This window comes from Mesorhizobium sp. B4-1-3 (assembly GCF_006439355.1).
In the GTDB taxonomy this organism is placed as follows: Bacteria; Pseudomonadota; Alphaproteobacteria; order Rhizobiales; family Rhizobiaceae; genus Mesorhizobium.
The window spans coordinates 123767-136625 of the sequence record NZ_VFTG01000005.1; the positions used below are offsets into that span (position 1 = coordinate 123767).

The window sequence follows — 12859 nt, forward strand, 5'->3', positions numbered from 1 at the left end:
AACCAAGAATGGAAGCGCTGGATGATGCGTGGCGCCGGATGTCAGGCGAGCGGCGATTGCCGGACTTCTTAGCAACCCTTTATCGGAACGAGGGCAAACACCGCGCTGGGCTTAGGCTCGCTGCCGCCGTTTCCGCCGACGTCCGGCACATGATATTCGCCGAGCGGGCAAAGCCGCGGCCTCGGCAGCCAGGCGCGACCCGGATCGCCGACCAGCACGTCGATGCCGGCGGCGAGGCAGCGGTCAAGGAACGGCATCATCCGCTGTCCGACATCCTGCGCGTAAAAGACGTCGCCCGCGAGCACCAGGTCGACCGCCGGCGGCGCACCGGCGGTGAGGTCCTCGTCACGGATTTGGATGGCGACGCCGTTGGCTTGCGCGTTGAGACGGAGCGCCACCACGCCGTTGCGGTCGATCTCCGCCGCGATCACCGCGCGCGCCCCGGCTTTGGCCGCCGCGATCCCGACCAGTCCCGAGCCGGCGCCGAGGTCGAGCACCCGCTTGCCGGCGACGATCGACGCCCTCTCCAGGACATAGCGCGCCAGCACGGCGCCGCCAGCCCAGGCATAAGCCCAGTAGGGCGGCTGCGGCTCAGGCCGGCTTCCGTCGCTATCGTTGTCCGGTTCGAGCAGCCGCCGCAGGCCGCTGCCGGGATGCGCCTGATAAAGCCGGACCTCCGGCACTGATGGCACCGGCGCCAGCCGCATGTTCGCCTTGATGAAGTCCGCCGGATCGAGCGCCTTCGTCCGCTCTCGCCCCAAGCCGGCGGAATGATCGCTCAAGCCTGGTCCCGCAGTGCGCGCCGCAGGATCTTGCCGACCGGGGTCTTCGGCAGCTCGGTGCGGAACTCGATATATCGCGGCCGCTTGTAGCCGGTCAGGTTCTCGCGACAGTAAGCCATCAGGGCTTCGATAGTGAGCGCCGGATCCTTCTTGACGACGAACAGCTTCGGCACCTCGCCCGAATGCTCGTCCGGCACGCCGATCGCCGCCACTTCGAGCACGCCGGGATGATGCGCGACGACCTCCTCCAGTTCGTTCGGATAGACGTTGAAGCCGGAAACCAGGATCATGTCCTTCTTGCGGTCGACGATCTTGGTGTAGCCGCGCTCGTCCATGAAGCCCATGTCGCCGGACTTGAAGAAGCCGTCCTCGGTCATCGCCTTGGCGGTCTCGTCGGGCCGGTTCCAATAGCCGACCATCACCTGCGGTCCCTTGATGCAGATCTCGCCGACTTCACCGAGCGGCACGTTGTTGCCGTCATCGTCGCGGATGGCGATTTCCGTCGAAGGCAGCGGCAGGCCGATCGTGCCGGTGAAGTCGGCCGAGCTGAACTTGTTGGCGGTCGCCACCGGCGAGGTTTCGGACAGCCCGTAGCCTTCGCTCACCGGGCAGCCGGTCAGCGCCTTCCAGCGTTCGGCGACGCCCTTCTGCACAGCCATGCCGCCGCCCAGCGTCAGGATCAGCGGCTTGAAGTCCAGCTTGCGGAATTCCTCATTGTTGAGCAGCGCGTTGAACAACGTGTTGAGGCCCGGAAAGATGTGCATCGGGTATTTCGCCAGTTCCTTGACGAAGCCCGGGATATCGCGCGGGTTGGGGATCAGCACGTTCTGCGCGCCCTGCTGCATGCCCATCAGCGCGTTCACCGTCAGCGCGAAGATGTGATAGAGTGGCAGCGCGCAGATGAAGTTGAGATGCGCGGGCTTCGGCTTCACCGTATAGGCGTCCTCCACCCACAGCGAGTTCTGCGCGACGTTCGAAAGGACGTTGCGATGCAGCAGCACAGCGCCCTTCGAGACGCCGGTGGTGCCGCCCGTATATTGCAGGAAGGCGATGTCGTCACCGGAGACCGTGGGCGGCTTGAAGGCGATGGTCGCGCCGGTCTTGAGCACGGCGTTGAACTTGACATGGCCGGGCAGCGACCATGCCGGAACCATCTTCTTCACCCGCCGCACGACGAGGTTGACGATGGCGCCCTTGAGGCCGCCCAGCATGTCGCCCATGGCGGCGACGATGACATGCTTGACGGGCGTCCTGGCGATCACCGCCTGCAGCGTGCCGGCGAAGTTCTCCAGAATGACGATGGCCTGCGCGCCGGAATCCTTCAACTGGTGTTCCAGTTCGCGCGGCGTGTAGAGCGGGTTGACGTTCACCACCGTGTAGCCGGCGCGCAGTATGCCCATCATCGCCACCGGATATTGCAGCACGTTCGGCATCATCAGCGCCACGCGCGCGCCTTTCTCCAGGCCTCTCGCCTGCAGATAGGCGCCGAACGCGGCCGACAGCCGCTCGAGCTCAGCATAGCTGATCGACTTGCCCATGCACACGAAGGCTGGCTGCCCGGCGAATTGCTTGCAGGCGCCGATGAGAAACTCGCCGATGGACTTGTAGGGCAGGGCGCCGATCTCGGCCGGCATGTTCTTGGGATAGCTTTTCAGCCACGGCTTTTCCGGCAGGCCGGCGGTGAGCTCGGTGATCGCCTTCGGCAGACCCTTAGGGGCAGGCGGAGCGGTCGGCTTGGCGGCCTCCGCTTTTGCGGTTGCCGGCTTGTCCTTTTTGGCGGCCGCGGCCTTGGTCTTTGCCGCTGCCGGTTTTGCGGCTGTCTTGGCAGGCGCTTCCTTGGCGGCCGTCTTCGCCTTCGGCGCGGCGGCCGCCTTCACAGCCTTGGGCGCATCGCTTTCGGCGGCGGCCTTGGCCTTTGCTTTCGCCGGAGCTGTCGTCTTGGCTGCTTTTGCCACCTGTCTCTCCCTGTCGCCTCTTGTCCGGCGCCGCCTCCGAAAGAAGCGTCCTCCACGCCGGTTCGGATTTTCCGGGAAATCCCGCCCATCGTCTATGTATTGCCTCTATCCGCGACCGTGCAAGCCTTGCCCCAGCGGCAATGCGGGGAAAGATTTGCCGTCGAAATCCCGTGCTTCGATCGCCTCCCGCATCGTGGCTGGGCGCGGGCGATCCTGGGCAAGCATGCCTCGCATCGCCATTTCGAAAGGCGGCTGATCAATAAAAAAATGCCATCGTTAACAATGTCGTGAGCAGAATAAATTGCTCGTTTTTGCTGCAATTTGAGCAAAGGCTAGATTCTTTTCCTGCTTCCCATGGGGGATGCACACGAGGTGTTCCAAAGGCGTAGAAACGGTGCTTATATGCGCCCTTCGCGAGCCTGATAGAGGGGCTTGAGAGAACATCAGGGAGTGCTCAATGAAAAAGACAATGGCTTTTGCAGCCGCGTTGCTGGCTGCAAGCGTCCTCAGCGGCATGGCCAGTGCCAAGACGCTCGTTTATTGCTCGGAAGCGTCGCCGGCCAATTTCGATCCCGGTACGACGACCGGCGGTAACGACTTCGACGCGTCTTCGCGCACCGTCTATTCGCGACTGGTCGAATTCAAGCACGGTGGCACCGAGCTCGAGCCTGGTCTTGCCGACAAATGGGAAATTTCCGACGATGGCCTGGTCTATACTTTCCATCTGCATCCGGGCGTGAAGTTCCAGACCACCGACTATTTCAAGCCGACGCGCGACCTCAACGCCGATGACGTCGTCTTCTCCTTCGATCGCCAGTTCAACAAGCAGAACCCGTGGAACGGCGACAAGTATCTGCCGAACCTCACCTGGGACTATTACACCGGCATGGACATGCCGAAATATGTCGCCAAGTGGGAGAAGGTCGACGACCTCACTGTCAAGCTGACGCTGACCGAGCCGAACGCGCCGATGCTGGCCAATCTCGGCATGGATTTCGCTTCGATCGTGTCGAAGGAATATGCCGACCAACTCCAGAAGGAAGGCAAGATGGCCGACTTCTCGACCAAGCCGGTCGGCACCGGTCCGTTCCAGTTCGTCGACTACCAGCTGGATTCGGTCATCCGCTATGCGGCCAACCCCGACTACTTCAAGGGCAAGGAAAAGATCGACGATCTGGTCTTCGCCATCACGCCTGACGCGACCGCCCGCATCCAGAAGGTGCTGGCCGGCGAGTGCGACGTGACGGTCTATCCCAACCCGGCCGACATCGCGACCATCAAGGCCAACAAGGACGTGACCCTGATGGATCAGGCCGGCCTGAACATCGGCTATATGAGCTACAACACCACGATCCCGCCGCTCGACAAGCCGGAAGTGCGCCATGCGCTCAACCAGGCTATCGACCGGGAGGCGCTGATCAAGTCGCTGTTCCAGGATGCCGGCGCCACGCCGGCCGAAAACCTGATCCCGCCGACCATGTGGTCGTGGAACAAGGATGTGAAGACCGACGCGTACAATCCGGAAGCGGCCAAGAAGGTGCTCGAGGCTGCCGGGCTGAAGGAGATCCAGCTCTGGGCCTCGGACCGCGCCCGTCCCTACAATCCCAACTTCCAGCGCGCCGCCGAGCTGATCCAGGCCGACTGGGCCAAGGTCGGCGTCAAGGCGAACATCGTCAACTACGAGTGGACGAAGTACCGCGAGGAAGGCAAGAAGAAGGACCGCCCCGGCGCCTTCCAGGTCGGCTGGACCGGCGACAATGGCGATCCGGACAATTTCTTCGCCACCCTCTTCGCCTGCTCCGCCATCGGCGTCTCGAACTATTCGAGCTGGTGCGACAAGGATTTCGAGGACCTGATCCAGAAGGCCAAGAAGACCAGCGACCAGGCCGAGCGCACCAAGCTCTATGAGCAGGCGCAGGTGATCTTCGCGAAGGAAGCGCCCGCTTTCCTGCTGGCCCACAGCCAAGTCTACGCGGTCGTTCGCAACAACGTCACCGGCTTCAAGATGGACCCGCTCGGCATTCACCGTTTCGACGGTGTTGACAAGGCCGAGTAATATTTGCGAACGGGGCGGCGCGAATTCGCGCCGCCCCGTTTCGACTTGACGATGCTCCGATATCTTCTCAACAAAATTGCCCTTCTGATCCCGACCCTGGTCGGTATCACGATCTGCGCCTTTGCCTTTGTCCGACTGCTGCCCGGCGATCCGATCCTCGCCATGGCAGGCGAGCATGGCGTCGCTCCCGCCCGCTACGAAGAGCTCAAGGAACAGTTCGGCTACAATCTGCCGATCTGGCAGCAATATGCCCGCTATGTCGGTGAGGTCGCCACCGGCGATTTCGGCGTTTCCATCTCGTCCAAGCGCCCGGTTCTCGAGGAGTTCAAGACGCTCTTCCCGGCGACGCTGGAACTGTCCTTCTTCGCCATGGTCTTCGCCATGGTCATCGGCATTCCGGCCGGCATCTTCGCCGCCGTCAAGCGCGGCTCATGGTTCGACCAGTCGCTGATGGGCACCGCCCTTGTCGGCTATTCGATGCCGATCTTCTGGTGGGGCCTGCTGCTCATCATCTTCTTTTCCGGCTATCTCGGCTGGACGCCGGTGTCGGGCCGCATCGGCCTGCAGTTCTTCTTCAAGCCGATCACCGGCTTCATGACCATCGACAGCCTGCTCTATGGCAAATGGGATGCCTTCCGCTCCGCGCTCAGCCACCTTGTGCTGCCGTCGATCGTGCTCGGCACCATTCCGCTGGCGGTGATCGCGCGCCAGACGCGCTCGGCCATGCTCGAGGTGCTGGGCGAGGACTATGTCCGCACCGCGCGCGCCAAGGGCCTTTCCGCGGCGCGCGTTATCGGCGTGCATGCGCTGCGCAACGCGCTGATCCCGGTCGTCACCACCATCGGCCTGCAGGTCGGCACGCTGCTTGCCGGCGCCATCCTCACCGAGACCATCTTCGCCTGGCCGGGCATCGGCAAATGGATGGTCGATTCCATCTTCAAGCGCGACTATGTCGTCGTGCAGTCGGGTCTGCTTTTGATCGCGCTCATCGTCATGGCGGTCAACCTCATCGTCGATGTGCTCTATGCCGTCATCAACCCGCGCATCAGGGCGGCATAAATGACCCAGACCGAAATCGCCCCGATGGCCGCCGGCAGCCCGGATCGTCTCACCGGCCTCAAGACCTTCTGGCACTATTTCTCGGTGAACCGCGGCGCCGTCATCGGCCTGGTCGTCTTCATCCTTTTGGTGCTCGCGGCACTTTTCGCGCCGCTGCTTGCGCCCTATGCACCTGACATCCAGGACAAGGCCGCGTTCCTCAGACCGCCGGCCTGGCAGGAGGGCGGCTCGACGCAATATCTGCTGGGCACCGACCCGGTCGGCCGCGACATCCTCTCGCGCCTGCTCTACGGCGCGCGCTTCTCGCTGCTGATCGGCGCGGTCGTCGTCACGCTGGCGCTCACCGGCGGCATCACGCTCGGCCTTTTGGCAGGCTATTTCCGCGGCTGGGTCGACGTCGCGATCATGCGCATCATGGACCTGATCTTAGCCTTCCCGTCGCTGCTCTTGGCGCTGGTTCTGGTCACCATCCTCGGCCCCGGCCTGTTCAACGCGATGCTCGCTATCGCGCTTGTGTTGCAGCCGCATTTCGCCCGCCTGGTGCGCGCCGCCGTGATGGCCGAGAAGAGCCGCGAATATGTCGTGGCGGCGAAAGTCGCCGGCGCCGGACATCTCAGGCTAATGCTCGCCACCATCCTCCCCAACTGCCTGGCGCCGCTCATCGTCCAGGGCACGCTGTCCTTCTCCAACGCCATTCTGGAAGCCGCCGCACTCGGCTTCCTCGGCCTCGGCGCCCAGCCGCCGACGCCGGAATGGGGAACGATGCTTGCCTCGGCGCGTGAATTCATCCTGCGCGCCTGGTGGGTGGTGACCTTCCCGGGTCTCGCTATCCTCATCACCGTGCTTGCCATCAACCTGATCGGTGACGGCCTGCGCGACGCCCTCGATCCCAAGCTCAGGAGGTCGTGATGGCGTTGCTCGACATCCAGAACCTCGTCGTCGAGTTCCAGACCGCGTCGGGTCCGTTCCGCGCCGTCGACGGCGTATCGCTCCATGTCGACGAGCGCGAGGTGCTCGCCATCGTCGGCGAATCCGGCTCCGGCAAGTCGGTGTCGATGCTGGCCGTGATGGGCTTGCTGCCGTGGACGGCCGCCGTCACCGCCGACCGCATGACCTTCAACGGCCGCGACCTTTTGAAGATCAGCCCGGCCGACCGCCGCAAGATCATCGGCAAGGACATGGCCATGATCTTCCAGGAGCCCATCGCCAGCCTCAATCCCTGCTTTACCGTGGGGTTCCAGATCGAGGAAGTGCTGCGTTTCCATATGGGCATGGACAAGGCCCAGCGCCGAGCGCGCGCCATCGAGCTTTTCAACCAGGTCGGTATTCCCGATCCGGCGGACAGGCTCAATTCCTTCCCGCACCAGATGTCGGGCGGCCAGTGCCAGCGCGTCATGATCGCGATGGCGATCGCCTGCAATCCGAAGCTTCTGATCGCCGACGAGCCGACCACCGCACTGGACGTCACCATCCAGAAGCAGATCCTCGATCTCTTGGTCTCGCTGCAGGCCAAATACGGCATGGGCCTGATCATGATCACCCACAATATGGGCGTGGTGGCCGAAACCGCCGACCGCGTCATCGTCCAGTACAAGGGCCGCAAGATGGAAGAGGCCGACGTGCTGTCGCTGTTTGAAAGCCCGAAGAGCAATTACACGCGCGCGCTGCTTTCCGCGCTGCCGGAAAATGCCGTGGGCGACCGGCTGCCGACCGTCACGGACATGCTGTTCGAGGCCGCACCTTCAGGAGCCGGCGCATGACCAAGGTCGTCGAAGGCAAGGACATCAAGCGCGACTATCATGTCGGCGGCGGCCTGTTCCGCGGCGCGCGCACCGTGCATGCGGTGAAGGGCGTGTCCTTCAGCGTCGAGAAGGGCAAGACGCTGGCGATCGTCGGCGAATCGGGCTGCGGCAAGTCCACGCTCGCCCGCATCATCACGCTCATCGATCCGGCCACCTCGGGCGAGCTCTTCATCGACGGCAACAAGGTCGATATTGCCAGGGACGGCCTCACCAAGGAAATGCGCCGCAAGGTGCAGATCGTCTTCCAGAACCCTTATGGCTCGCTCAATCCGCGCCAGAAGATCGGCGATGTGCTGGGCGAGCCGCTGCTCATCAACACCGACAGGCCGGCCGAAGAGCGCCGCGACCTGGCAATGAAGATGCTGAAGAAGGTCGGCCTCGGGCCCGAGCACTACAACCGCTATCCGCATATGTTCTCGGGCGGCCAGCGCCAGCGCATCGCCATTGCCCGCGCGCTGATGCTGAACCCGAGCCTCCTGGTGCTGGACGAGCCGGTCTCGGCGCTCGACCTTTCCGTACAGGCGCAGGTGCTGAACCTGCTCGCCGACCTGCAGGACGAATTCCAGCTCACCTATGTCTTCATCAGCCACGACCTCTCGGTGGTGCGCTACATCGCCGACGACGTGATGGTGATGTATTTCGGCGAAGCGGTCGAATACGGCTCGCGCGACGAGGTCTTCTCCGATCCCAAGCACGCCTACACCAAGACGCTGTTCGCCGCGACGCCGCGCGCCGACATCGCCAGCATCAAGGCGAGGCTGGCGAAGAAGGCGGCTTAGGGCTCCAGCTTCGTCATTTTAGGGCGGAGCGCAGCGAAGCGGCGCGAAGACCCTAGAATCCATGCCTGTACCTCAGCCGAAGAATGCAGCGGAGTAGAATTCTGCACCGTGAGCGGCGCTCTCATGTCACGGAATGGATCCTCGGGTCTGCGCCGACTCGCTTTGCTCCTTGCTTCCCCCGTGGATGACGACGCAGAGGTGGTCGGGATCACGACAGCTTGGCGATGATCGCCCGCAGCGCGTCGCCGAATTTGTGCACTTCCTCCACCGTATTGTAGTGCACCAGCGAGGCGCGGATCGCGCCGCTGTCCATCGAAAGGTCGAGTCGCTTCATCAGCCGCGGCGCGTACATATGGCCGTCGCGGATGCCGATCTGCATCGCCGCCATCTCCTCGACGATCCTTTGCGGCGAGAGCTTGCCGTTGTTGAAGCAGAAGGTCGGCACGCGCTCGTTTATGCGAGCCTCGTCGGCGACGCCGTAGATGGTGGCTCCGCAATCTTTCAGCACCTTCATCATCTCGCGCGCCAGCACCAGCTCGTAGTCGCGGATGGCATTCATGCCGGCGACGATGTTGTCGCGGCGCGAGCAGTTGTTTTCGGGCAAGAAGTTCCGGCCGACGGATTCCAGGTAGCGCACTGCCGCGTCCATGCCGGAGACGTTCTCGTAGATGAAGGTGCCGGCCTCGACCTTGTAGGGCGGCTCGTCGGGGATGAAGTCCTCGCGGAAGGTCGGCAACCGCTTCAGCGTTTCGAAGCGGCCCCACAGAAAGCCCATATGCGGCGAGAAGTTCTTGTAGCCGGAGCAGACGAGATAATCGCAGTCCCAGGCCTGCACGTCGATCAGTCCATGCGGCCCGTAATGCACGCAATCGAGGAACACTTCGGCGCCGGATTCGTGCGCGATCCTGGCCACCGAGGCGACGTCGACGATCGAGCCGATCGAATGCGCCGTCACCGTGCAGGCGACGAGCCGGGTGCGCTCCGAGACAAGCGGCTTGAGGTCGTCGACATGCAGATTGCCGTCCTCGCGCATGCGCCACCATTTGAATTGGGCGCCGGCCTGCTCCAGCGCCAGCCAGGTGGCGATGTTGGCGTCGTGGTCCATGTCGGTGACGATGATCTCATCGCGCCCCCCATCTCCATCTTTGGCAAGCATCTGGCCGATGCCGAGACTGACAAGGCGGATGAACGAGGTGGCGTTCATGCCGAAGCAGATTTCGGAGGGGTTGTAGGCGTTGATCAAGAGCGCGACGCTTGTCCGGGCTTCTGCGACCGACTGGTCGACCGTCACGCTGCGGCCATAGCGGCCGCCGCGCTGCACATTGTGTCCCACCAGATGGTTGGTCACCGCGTCGAGGACGCTTTGCGGGATCTGCGCGCCGGCCGCATTGTCCATGAAGATGAAGTCGCCGGCTTGGTTGAGCGCCGGGAACATGGCGCGGATCTTTTCGACCGGGAACGAGGCGGCGCCCGCCTGCGCTTTTGAAACATGGTGCTGGTTCACGATGCGTCTCCTTCAGGTCATCGATTTCAAGTGAGGGATCAGTGCGCGGACTGGGCTTTGCCGCGCTCTTCGAGGTAGCCGACCAGCCGCACCAGCGGCCACAGGAAGGCAAGGTAGATGATCGCGGCGCCGATCAGCGGCGTCGGGTTGGCCATCAGCGCCTGCGCATCGGTCGCCTGCTTCAAGAGGTCCGGCATCGCCACCACCGAAGCGAGCGCGGTGTCCTTGAACACCGAAACGCAATTGCTGGTCAGCGGCGGGATGACGACGCGGATCGCCTGCGGCAGCACCACCTTGCGCATGGCGACCCAGAAGGGGAGGCCGAGTGCCGCCGCGGCCTCGAACTGGCCCTTCGGAATGTTCTGGATGCCGGCGCGGCACACTTCCGCGGTGAAGGCGGCAAGCACCAGCGATAGTGCAAGCGCCGCCGACACGAAGGACGACAGGCGGATGCCGACGAAGGGCAGGGCGTAATAAATCAAGATCAGCACCACCAGGATCGGCAGCGCGCGGAAGATGTCGATATAGAGCGTCGCCAGGCGCCTCAACGGCTTCGGCGCGTAGAGCCGCACCAGGCAGATTGCCAGGCCGGCAATGGTGCCGAACACGATGGCCGCCAGGCCAAGCAGGATGGTGTTTCCCAGTCCGCGGATCAGGATCGGAAAGGATCGGACAAGGATACCCCAGTTGAAGAAGGTGTCGATCAGTTCCATCGGCTCACCATGAAGGCAATGCCAAGCCCACCGCCTTCGCGGGCCTGAAGGGTGGAAGCGGGAGCGCTGGTCTGGCCGGCGCTCCCGCGGCGGTATTTCGCCGGCCTATTGCGGGATAGGACCCGGCGTCACGGTGCTGGTGCCGGCTTCCGGATCGACGCCGAACCACTTCTTGTGGATCGCGACCATGGTGCCGTCCTTCTTCATGGCGGTGATCGCGTCGTTCACCTTCTCGAGCAGCGGATGGCCCTTTTTGGTCATCATCGCGAAGCGCTCGCCGGTGGGAATCCGCACCAGGATCTTCAGCGCCGGCATCTGCTTAATGGCGAACAGGAAACCGGCGAGCTCGCCGGCGCCGCCGTCGATGCGCCCGTTCTGCACGTCGAGCAGTAGATCCTGCTGGGCGTTGTAGCTCTTGGTCTCGGCGACACCGAGCTTGGCGGCGTTTTCCTTCATATAGGCCTCGCCGGTCGAGCCGGCGATGACGCCGATGGTCTTGCCCTTGAGGTCGTCGAGCGACTTGATGGTGGAATCTGCCTTGCCGACGATCGTGCCGTCGCTGTCGTAATAGGGCTGCGTGAAGCCCTGGTTCTGCAGCCGCTCCTTGGTGACCGAGATCGAGGACACGGCGAAGTCGATGCGGCCGGAAGCGGTCGCCGCGAACAGCGCCTGGAAGCCGAGGTCCTGGAACTCGACATCGGCGCCGATACGCTTGGCGATGTCGTTGGCGACGTCGATCTCAAAACCCTCGAAGCCGCCGGAATCGGTCTTGTACTCCCATGGCGGATTGGCCGGATAGGCGCCCACCATGATCTTGTCGGCAAAGGCGGGCGCCGCGAAGGCGACGCCCGCGGCAATCACCACCCCAATCAGTCCTAGACGTTTCAACATTGTGCTTCCCTCTGGTTCGGTTCCACGTCCGCCCCTTCCGGCGCCAACTCCCAGGCGCCGCAGGCGAGGCGGTGCCTGCAATCAGGATGCGCGGCGATGCCGCGAACCGATATGGTCCTGGAGTCTGGCGATCAGCGCATCGATCGCCGCTTCGGTAGTGACCATGCCGGGCGACAGCCTGAGCGTCGTGCCGCGCGCGTCGCAGTAGAGCCGCTCGTTGCGCAGCGAAGCGATGATCTTCCCCGCCTCGACGCCTTGCGGCAGGCCGAGCATCACGCTGCCGCCGCGTTCGCCGGCGTCGAGCGGCGAACGAAGCGTCCAGCCATTGTCGAGCGCCGCGCCGATGATGCGCTCGACGAGCACCGCATTCTGTGCGCGGATGACATCGATGCCGGTTTTTTCCACCCATTCCAGCCCAGGCAGCGAGGCGACGCTGGCCAGGATAGCCGGCGTGCCATGGTCGAAGCGGCGCGCATCGTCGGCATAGGTAAAGGCATCGAGATCCCAGGAGAACGGATTCGGCTGGCTGAACCAGCCGCGCAGTTCCGGCCGGCACCTCGCCAGCAGCTCCGGCGCGACTTGCAATATCCCGGCGCCGGAGGAACCGCACAGCCATTTCAGCGAGGTCGAGACGACGAAATCGACCGGTGTCGCGGCAACGGAAAATGGCGCCACGCCGATGCCTTGCGTGACATCGACGCCGACAATGCTGCCCATCGCGCGGCCATGCGCGGCGAGCCGCTCGACATCGCAGCGATGCGAGGCCGTCGAGGTCACGAAGGTGATGAGCGCGAGTCCGACATCGTCTTGCCAGCGGGCGATGAAATCCTCGTCGCGCACCCAGCTTTCGCCCGGCCGCAGCGGCACGGTGTCGAGCGTGAAGCCGAAACGCTCGGCCAGCCCCGCAAGCAGGAAATGCAGGCTCGGAAAACAGTCGCCGGCAACCAGCAGGCGTTTTCCCGCCAGGCGCTCCGCCGGCAGGCCGCCGATCAGGCTGTAGAGCGCGGCAGTGACATTCTCGGCCGTGGTCAGTGTACCCTTCGGCGCTTCGATCAGCCGTGCCCAGACGTCAATGAAGCGCTGTCGTGCGGCCAGCGCGGCCGGCCACTGCCCGTCGTCCTCCGCCGACCAGATACCGGAAAACTCCGCCAGCGCGGCAGCCATCGCCTCGGCCTTGCCGGGGAAAGTGCCGATCGAATGATAGAGAAAATAGCCGGACATTTTGCTGTCTCGCTCCCTGTGATCATGTGATCACAAAACCGAGCGGGGATCAATCCTTTAAGGCTAAAGAAAGCCCGCAGGAGTGGTCAAAAAGGGT

11 protein-coding genes are annotated in these 12859 nt (G+C 63.6%); 5 read left to right on the plus strand and 6 right to left on the minus strand.

The genetic code is table 11. From position 1 onward, the window contains the following. Window positions 1–68 precede the first annotated feature (68 nt). Together FJW06_RS09410 and FJW06_RS09415 are read right to left on the minus strand one after the other, a co-directional pair. On the minus strand, window positions 69–707 hold the full coding sequence (locus FJW06_RS09410; protein WP_140751150.1) for a 50S ribosomal protein L11 methyltransferase: 639 nt from the start codon (window positions 705–707) through the stop codon (window positions 69–71). Between the two features lie 71 nt (window positions 708–778). Next, complete coding sequence (locus FJW06_RS09415) at window positions 779–2737, minus strand: long-chain fatty acid--CoA ligase (RefSeq protein WP_140750871.1); 1959 nt, start codon at window positions 2735–2737, stop codon at window positions 779–781. 457 nt (window positions 2738–3194) lie between these two features. Between FJW06_RS09415 and FJW06_RS09420 the strand changes: the two genes are divergently transcribed. From FJW06_RS09420 to FJW06_RS09440, 5 genes are read left to right on the plus strand one after another with little or no spacing between them, the layout of a single operon-like run. Beyond that, entirely contained in the window at window positions 3195–4793 is a 1599-nt protein-coding gene (locus FJW06_RS09420) for an ABC transporter substrate-binding protein (protein ID WP_140750873.1), read from the plus strand. Window positions 4794–4844: 51 nt separating this feature from the next. Beyond that, window positions 4845–5852 carry an ABC transporter permease subunit gene (locus tag FJW06_RS09425; protein ID WP_040986058.1) on the plus strand — a complete coding sequence of 336 codons (1008 nt, stop codon included), beginning with the start codon at window positions 4845–4847 and terminating at the stop codon, window positions 5850–5852. A 24-nt stretch (window positions 5853–5876) separates the two neighbouring features. Next, window positions 5877–6761 (plus strand): ABC transporter permease subunit, encoded by an 885-nt coding sequence (locus tag FJW06_RS09430; protein ID WP_246674572.1) that lies wholly within the window; start codon window positions 5877–5879, stop codon window positions 6759–6761. Further along, the gene (locus FJW06_RS09435; RefSeq protein ID WP_140750876.1) at window positions 6761–7612 is read left to right on the plus strand and encodes an ABC transporter ATP-binding protein; all 852 of its coding nucleotides are present in this window, start codon (window positions 6761–6763) and stop codon (window positions 7610–7612) included. The genes FJW06_RS09430 and FJW06_RS09435 overlap by 1 nt, the downstream gene beginning before the upstream one ends. Next, complete coding sequence (locus tag FJW06_RS09440; RefSeq protein WP_140750878.1) at window positions 7609–8433, plus strand: dipeptide ABC transporter ATP-binding protein; 825 nt, start codon at window positions 7609–7611, stop codon at window positions 8431–8433. Before FJW06_RS09435 ends, FJW06_RS09440 begins: the two co-directional genes overlap by 4 nt. A gap of 208 nt (window positions 8434–8641) precedes the next feature. Here FJW06_RS09440 and FJW06_RS09445 read toward each other — a convergent pair whose 3' ends face one another. From FJW06_RS09445 to FJW06_RS09460, 4 genes are all read right to left on the minus strand, one after another. Continuing rightward, a complete protein-coding gene (locus tag FJW06_RS09445) occupies window positions 8642–9937 on the minus strand; it encodes a cysteine desulfurase-like protein (RefSeq protein WP_140750880.1) in 1296 nt (431 codons plus the stop codon). A gap of 38 nt (window positions 9938–9975) precedes the next feature. Continuing rightward, window positions 9976–10650, minus strand: coding sequence for an amino acid ABC transporter permease (locus FJW06_RS09450; RefSeq protein WP_140750882.1), 675 nt, complete (start codon window positions 10648–10650; stop codon window positions 9976–9978). A gap of 105 nt (window positions 10651–10755) precedes the next feature. After that, window positions 10756–11541 carry an ABC transporter substrate-binding protein gene (locus tag FJW06_RS09455; protein WP_140750884.1) on the minus strand — a complete coding sequence of 262 codons (786 nt, stop codon included), beginning with the start codon at window positions 11539–11541 and terminating at the stop codon, window positions 10756–10758. Window positions 11542–11622: 81 nt separating this feature from the next. Next, window positions 11623–12762 (minus strand): aminotransferase class V-fold PLP-dependent enzyme, encoded by a 1140-nt coding sequence (locus FJW06_RS09460; RefSeq protein ID WP_140750886.1) that lies wholly within the window; start codon window positions 12760–12762, stop codon window positions 11623–11625. Between the last annotated feature and the right edge of the window lie 97 nt (window positions 12763–12859).

Excerpts from the sequence above, each read along its gene's own strand:
- FJW06_RS09435 (WP_140750876.1), top strand. The coding sequence starts at position 6,761 with ATGGCGTTGCTCGACATCCAGAACCTCGTCGTCGAGTTCCAGACCGCG.
- FJW06_RS09450 (WP_140750882.1), bottom strand. The coding sequence starts at position 10,650 with ATGGAACTGATCGACACCTTCTTCAACTGGGGTATCCTTGTCCGATCC.
- FJW06_RS09410 (WP_140751150.1), bottom strand. The coding sequence starts at position 707 with ATGCGGCTGGCGCCGGTGCCATCAGTGCCGGAGGTCCGGCTTTATCAG.
- FJW06_RS09430 (WP_246674572.1), top strand. The coding sequence starts at position 5,877 with ATGGCCGCCGGCAGCCCGGATCGTCTCACCGGCCTCAAGACCTTCTGG.
- FJW06_RS09460 (WP_140750886.1), bottom strand. The coding sequence starts at position 12,762 with ATGTCCGGCTATTTTCTCTATCATTCGATCGGCACTTTCCCCGGCAAG.
- FJW06_RS09455 (WP_140750884.1), bottom strand. The coding sequence starts at position 11,541 with ATGTTGAAACGTCTAGGACTGATTGGGGTGGTGATTGCCGCGGGCGTC.
- FJW06_RS09425 (WP_040986058.1), top strand. The coding sequence starts at position 4,845 with ATGCTCCGATATCTTCTCAACAAAATTGCCCTTCTGATCCCGACCCTG.
- FJW06_RS09420 (WP_140750873.1), top strand. The coding sequence starts at position 3,195 with ATGAAAAAGACAATGGCTTTTGCAGCCGCGTTGCTGGCTGCAAGCGTC.
- FJW06_RS09440 (WP_140750878.1), top strand. The coding sequence starts at position 7,609 with ATGACCAAGGTCGTCGAAGGCAAGGACATCAAGCGCGACTATCATGTC.